Genomic DNA, 6,658 nt, shown 5'->3' with positions numbered 1-6,658 from the left:
AACCTGCTTATTTTTTCAAACCCCATTACCCATCTCATATTATTTTCTAGTAGATTACAACTTTTAGTATGGTTATGCTAGAGGTCTAATATATATCAATACAGGAAGGCAAGCTACTTCATCAAATTGATTAAATTTACCCTGTAGGTGATGGTTTTTAGTTCTAATGACTTGATAAGAATACTTAAACAGGACAAATTTTCCCAGTTATTCTGCAAAGATTTTATAATAATATGATACACTATGATACACAATGTAATCTACTAATCCTGTAGTTTTATTCGCTTGATTCATGCGTAAAATCTATGTTTTTTATACCTATTCTAGTTGAATGCCTTCAAATATATTGTATGTGAATGTCTAATATTAAATTCTTTTTTTGTTTCTCACTTGTGCATCAAATAATTATGCGGTAAAGTCAAAAGGTTTTCCACATTATTAATTATGTTACTTTTTACATTAATTCTCACGCTTATTGCTGAATATATTGAAATCGATATCTCTGTGCCTGGATTTCCAGACATGGCAAATTATTTTAATGTATCAACAGGAATAATTCAATCAACAGTTACTTATAATTTTCTAGGTATTTGTATTAGCGTGCTAATATTTGGTCCACTATCTGAATGTTATGGCAGAAGGAAAGTTATTATTGCAGGTAGTACAATGTTACTGATTGGTGCTATAGGTTGCATAATTGCACCATCGATCAATTGGCTTTTAATATCTCGTTTTATTCAAGGCATTGGAGCAGGAACATCAGCAATCATATTTGCAGTAGTTGCAGATAAATATCAGGGTAATAAAGCAGTAAGTATTCTTAGTATAATGAATGCAATAACAACAGTTGCAACAGCTATTGCCCCTGTTATAGGTAGTTTTATTAATGAGGCTATAGGATGGCGTGGTAATTACTTTAGCATTGCATTGATATCTTTTGTTTCTTGGGTTTTATTACTTGCTATTTTACCAGAGACCAAAAAGGATTTAGCAGTTTTTAGTATAAAGAAAATAACAGAAGATTATAGAAAGCTTTTAACCAGCTCAAAATTTATTGCATTAACTGTAATACAAGGGTTTTTATCTGGTGCTTATATGTCTTTTATTGTCTGTGCGCCATTTTTATATATAAAAACTTTTGGGTTACACAATACTATTTATGCCTTGAATCAAGGTGCGGTGATAGGATGTTTCTCTATAGTTAGTCTATTTTCTTCAAAAATTATAAAAAGGCTTAAAGCAAAGTCATACGTCATCTTAGGTACATTCATAATTTTTATTGGATCTTTATTGCTTGCTGCGTTTAGTATAATCATTCCTTATGTTTTCTATGCAGTAACACTGTCTATGATAGTTTTTGCTACTGGTGCTGGCATTTGTTTTGCAACAATTTTTAATGCTTCAATAAATGTTTTTCCTGAAGTAAAGGGTACTGCTTCCTCTGCAATTTCACTCATTAGGTCAATGATAATGGCTATTTTTATAGGTTTAACAAGTCATGTTTTTAATGGTAAAACAATCAGTGTATCTTTTATCATCTTATTTGCAGTAGCACTACAGCTTATGTTTACTATCTACCTTATTAGGTTACCAAAAGTTTTTGATATTGACAGCATTGAATAATAATCTATTTTCTAATATTATTGATGAGATAATAGAGTAAATTTTATAGTTAAAGTTTATTATCTTTTCATTATTCTAATGGATAAGAATCCTAAGAAAAGTAAAATTTAGTACAGTAGTTATGACTGATGAAAATCGTATAGAAATAGATATGGAAAAGGCCAGTGAAAGTAAAATAATCAAGAGTTTTTTTCGAATATTAGGGGAAGTTGCAGATACTGTAAGATCATGGATAGGTAATATCAACAAAGATTTAAGTAGTGAAAGAGATGTTGATTCTATTATTGGAAAGATGAATGAGTGCTTAAGCCCAAAAGGCGGAGAAGTGTCAGCAAGAAGAAACACTGTAACACTAGGTAATTTGTATTTAAGTTTATCGGAACTAGGAAAAATAAAATTTTTAAAGATCTTAGCAAAGGAATTTAATTCAGATAAGGAAAAAATACACCAAAAGATTAGTGAATATCAGAAAAATCAAATTCCTGATCTTGATTACAAATTTAAACAGGATTTAACAACAGCTTTGGAGTCACCACGCTTCAAAATACTAAAGCAGTTCATCTCATTGCCTGATGGTTTAAAGTTTATTGTTGATATGCGCTCTGATATACTAAACATAAAGAATCAATACAGATCTTTAGGTTCATTAGAAAGGGAATTAAAAAACATACTTTCTATTTGGTTTGATGTAGACCTATTAGACTTGCGTCAAATAACTTGGGATTCACCTGCATCTTTGCTTGAAAAATTAATAAAATATGAAGCAGTACATAAAATTTCTTCTTGGAATGATTTAAAAAATAGGTTAGGTCTTTGTTTTGGCTTCTTCCATTATAAAATACCAAATGAACCTTTGATTTTTGTTGAAGTTGCATTAGTAGATAAAATCGCAGATAATATCCAATATCTCCTAGATGAATCTATTTCATCAGGAGATTTGAGCAATGTAAACACTGCAATATTTTATTCTATATCAAGCACTCAAGTAGGGTTATCTGGTATTAATCTTGGAAACTTTTTAATAAAGAGGGTTGTGGAGAAAGTATCGAAAGATTTTAAAAATATAAGAACATATGCAACTCTTTCACCAATTCCAGGGTTCACAAAATGGATCAAGTCGATTTTAGACACAGATGCCGGCTTATTAAATAAACTTAATGTTATGCAACATTATACAGAGATTTTAGATGCTATAGAACAATTTAAGACTGGAACTCAATGTTCCAGTGAAATTAAGAAATACTTATTAAAGCTATGTGCGTATTATTTACTTAAAGTTAAAAATAACAGAGGATATGCTTATGATTTAGTAGAACATTTTCATCTTAGTAATGGTGCCTTAATAAAAAGATTAAACTGGATGGCAGATATTTCAGAGAAAGGGATTGATCAATCGGCAGGTATAATGGTAAATTACTTATATGAATTGCCAAGAATAGATGATAATCATGAGAATTATATGATAAAAAAAGCTGTTTCACATTCGAAGGAAATATCATATTTATTAAGGAGTTAGTGATGTATAAACCTAAATAGGTTTATGTGTAGGCATGAAAATATAGTACGTTATTATAATAATTTCTTTGATTTTATTATTATACTAGTATAATATATATATTTACTATATTATGTACTATGATAGCAAACATAAATACTGTCGCTTTTCAAGGTATTACCACAGTTAATATCAATGTGCAAGTTCATATGGCAAACGGTATTCCTGCCTTTAACATTGTTGGTCTTACGGATAAAACAGTTGCTGAATCACGTGAACGAATTAGGGCTGCCTTAAATTCAATCAATTTACTTTTACCTGCGAAAAGAATTACTGTAAATCTTTCTCCTGCTGATTTGCTGAAAGAAGGAAGTCACTACGATTTAGCAATTGCTATTGGACTACTTGTAATAATGAATGTAATACCTACTGAAAAAGTAAGTTCCTATATAGCAATGGGTGAACTTGCTTTAATAATATCGGTTTCTGGGGTATTGCCAACAGCAATTCATGCAAAAAAAGAAGATAAAGGGGTAATTTGTCCTATAGGAAACATAGAAGAGGCAACATGGATAAAAGATATACCGATATTAGCAATAGAAAAATTAACTGAAATTATAAGGTACTTTAAAGGTGAAGAGTTGCTATCAAAATCTATGAAGCTTAATAATAATAAGTTTAAAGAGAAAAGAGCAGTATGTGATATGAAAGATATAAAAGGGCAAATTGTTGCAAAAAGAGCAGTAGAAATTGCAGCAGCAGGTGGCCATAATATGGTTCTTATTGGTCCTCCTGGAACAGAAAAATCAATGCTTGCTAAGCGTTTCATTGGGCTACTTCCTGATTTAAGTGAAGCAGAAATGATAGATATCAATATAATTTCTAGTATTATGAAGAACAATAGCGAAATTTTCAAAACATCTCGCCCATTTCGTGAGCCACATCACTCATGTTCTATGCCAGCAATGATAGGAGGTGGAAGATATGCAAAGCCAGGAGAAGTGACTATGGCTCATAATGGAGTATTATTTCTTGATGAATTACCTGAATTTTCAAAATCCGTACTTGATTCTCTACGTCAACCTCTAGAAGATAAAAAAGTCAGTATAGCAAGGGCGAATGCTCATACAACATGTACAACCTTGCAAAAAACAATTTGGAGTTCAAAAGGGTAATTTCTAGAGAACTATTACGTTCAAAGAAGGGTACTGAGTTTGTATATAGTGTTGACCTTGGAAGTTTTTATGAGTAGTAATGAGAAGAAAAATAGCCAGCCATAAATAACTTCATAGGCACGAAGATGAGCTTGCTTTGGAGTGAGCAGCTTAAGTACTTCTTCAAAGAAGTTTGAAAATATTTTTCTATACAAATTTAATAAGAAGAATAGAATGCAAAAAAGAGCACGTGGAAAGGTAAGTAACTAAAAAGTTGGATTTTTTAGCAAACAAAATAAAAAAAGGATAAGCAACCCCAAGATCAGAAACAATTATTTTCTATAAAACCTACACTGGAATATTTATGCTTCCAAAGGAATACTCAGGATAGATTGGCTCCATTAATACCTACTCATTCCTCTACTAATTCCTGGTTCAACTCTTACATCTTTAAGATCAGATTTTTTCTTCCAATTTCCTAGCTCTTGCCTCTACTTTAGACTTCTCTGCCTCAGCTTTTAACCTTCCTTTTTTTTCTTCTTCTCTTCCTTGCGCTTCTTCCTTAGCCTTTCGCTCTGCTTCTTTTCTTGCCTTTCTTATTTGTTCTAGTTCTTCCTTATTTCTTTCAAAGTAAGTCTTCTTTTCTTTAAACTTGTTACTTAATAATTTTTTTAAGTGCTCCAACATGAATAGTATCACATTTCCTATTTCCTTTTTAGTTATTTCTTCTTTAGCTTTTTTACTTTCTTCATTCTCCTGATCCAATTTTTCTTCTTTACTTACCTTATAATATTTGCTTATTCCTTCGATTAAGCCGTTATCGTTATTTTTTATATAAACACTAACTAATTTCTCCACATCTCTCAATAATTCTTGACTATATAAGTGATTCTCTATGTTTTCTTTCGTTCCTTTTAGTGCATCATTCTCTTTATCTAATATGAAATTTATGTCATTAAGAGCAGGTTGATTGCAAACATAACCTCTAGGCCAGTAACAGCATTTAGTTTCCTTTAATAACTGCATAGCAAACGCGTAGTATGTTTTCATTAAACTATGATATTCAAGCATAGGTAGCACAAATTCCACATCTGCATTTGCTCGGTAAGATTTTTGAAGCAATATTTCATATTGCTTATAACTTTCCTGAAGAAATTTTTCCACTTCTGGCTGTATGACTTTGTATAACTCTAATTTCTTGCAGCGCCCGTTTAAACTCTCTAAATATTCTACCCATTGCTTATGATATCCTTCTACATACCAGCCATATGCTCTATCAAAATTTTTCCATGTAGACTCCATAAATCCTTTTAGTTCTGCAAATCTTTGTATGGAACTTCCTTTACTCCCTGCAACTTGTTTGCAATCGACTCTGCCGATGCTACTGCATCACGCAAAAACTCATTTCTCGCGAGCATTAAATATCCTTTTTCTTGATGTGCCAGGAATGTCAGCTCAAAAAATGCTGACATTCCATCAACCGGTGATATCTTTACCACTTCAGATACATCTTGGTCGCTGCTCAGTATGCTTAGCGGTATTTCACCATACATTCTATACACAAAATGACATTCTTTGCCTTCAATATAATCAGACAACTGAGCTTTTTTTGCGTCTTCCACTTTCCCCATTTTCATCACATACTCATGTATGTTTCTCAGTGCTCTTACAGTTTGATTGATTATCTTCTGCACTCCATCATCTTTGCTCTCTTGTTTATCTGGATGGTGCGTGAGCGAAAGATTCCGCCAAATATCACTATTAATTTGTTTACTCATTTCTTCTATTACACTATCAATTTCGTTAGTTAAAGTTAGCTTTTCTGCATTTGATATTGTCTTTATTTGCTGAATTACATGCTTAAGATCTTTCGCATCATCACCATGAACATTTAATAAGTTATTCGGTATATAAAACTTGCGGCAGTCTATCTCCAGATTTGATTCTTCTACTATAGCATTTCTGCATTTAATTGCTACATCACGCGTAGCAATCAATAAATCTCTTATAAAATTTCTACTTTTCTTTATCTGTTCTGCTTGATTTGGTACTTGACCTGAAACTTGATTCTCTCTTTCCTTATTTCTATTCTCTAAAAATTTCTTTTGCTCTTCTAATAATTTCTTCTGTTCCTGGAGAACTTCTCCTTGCTTATCAACAATACTTAAAAACAGCTTAGCCTGAGTTACTCTTTCCATCTTTAATGCTTTAGACGCAATGATACCATGTACCAACCAATATTGCCAAAGTTGACAATATTTTGGACCAAGAAGGACTTGAACTAACTTAGGATCACCAGCATCAATTGCTGCATTAACTCTTTTTTCAAATGAATTATATTTAGTAAAAAAACTTGGCATATTACCCCATACCATTCATATAAAAT

The 6,658-nt window shown here is 31.7% G+C and carries 4 protein-coding genes and 1 pseudogene; 3 read left to right on the top strand and 2 right to left on the bottom strand.

What is annotated here, in order from left to right:
* Positions 1 to 444: 444 nt before the first annotated feature.
* From V6U76_RS03925 to V6U76_RS03915, 3 genes and pseudogenes are all read left to right on the top strand, one after another.
* Complete coding sequence (locus V6U76_RS03925) at positions 445 to 1,623, top strand: multidrug effflux MFS transporter (RefSeq protein ID WP_333023730.1); 1,179 nt, start codon at positions 445 to 447, stop codon at positions 1,621 to 1,623.
* A 121-nt stretch (positions 1,624 to 1,744) separates the two neighbouring features.
* The gene (locus V6U76_RS03920; protein ID WP_333023729.1) at positions 1,745 to 3,139 is read left to right on the top strand and encodes a malonyl-CoA decarboxylase; all 1,395 of its coding nucleotides are present in this window, start codon (positions 1,745 to 1,747) and stop codon (positions 3,137 to 3,139) included.
* Positions 3,140 to 3,258: 119 nt separating this feature from the next.
* Positions 3,259 to 4,251, top strand: a pseudogene (locus V6U76_RS03915) (YifB family Mg chelatase-like AAA ATPase); the annotation flags it as partial.
* A 477-nt stretch (positions 4,252 to 4,728) separates the two neighbouring features.
* Here V6U76_RS03915 and V6U76_RS03910 read toward each other — a convergent pair.
* Together V6U76_RS03910 and V6U76_RS03905 are read right to left on the bottom strand one after the other, a co-directional pair.
* Complete coding sequence (locus V6U76_RS03910; protein ID WP_333023728.1) at positions 4,729 to 5,574, bottom strand: cell envelope integrity protein TolA; 846 nt, start codon at positions 5,572 to 5,574, stop codon at positions 4,729 to 4,731.
* An 8-nt stretch (positions 5,575 to 5,582) separates the two neighbouring features.
* Entirely contained in the window at positions 5,583 to 6,632 is a 1,050-nt protein-coding gene (locus V6U76_RS03905; protein ID WP_333023727.1) for a hypothetical protein, read from the bottom strand.
* Between the last annotated feature and the right edge of the window lie 26 nt (positions 6,633 to 6,658).

Origin of the sequence: Wolbachia endosymbiont of Pentidionis agamae, assembly GCF_036711655.1 — a bacterium.
In the GTDB taxonomy this organism is placed as follows: Bacteria; Pseudomonadota; Alphaproteobacteria; order Rickettsiales; family Anaplasmataceae; genus JAZHPY01.
The sequence above is the reverse complement of the archived record's forward strand: the minus strand, read 5'-3'. Positions and strand labels throughout refer to the sequence as shown.

Bases quoted from the DNA above. Each gene is read 5' to 3' on its own strand.
- V6U76_RS03925 (WP_333023730.1), top strand. From the start codon at position 445: ATGTTACTTTTTACATTAATTCTCACGCTTATTGCTGAATATATTGAA.
- V6U76_RS03920 (WP_333023729.1), top strand. From the start codon at position 1,745: ATGACTGATGAAAATCGTATAGAAATAGATATGGAAAAGGCCAGTGAA.
- V6U76_RS03910 (WP_333023728.1), bottom strand. From the start codon at position 5,574: ATGGAGTCTACATGGAAAAATTTTGATAGAGCATATGGCTGGTATGTA.
- V6U76_RS03905 (WP_333023727.1), bottom strand. From the start codon at position 6,632: ATGCCAAGTTTTTTTACTAAATATAATTCATTTGAAAAAAGAGTTAAT.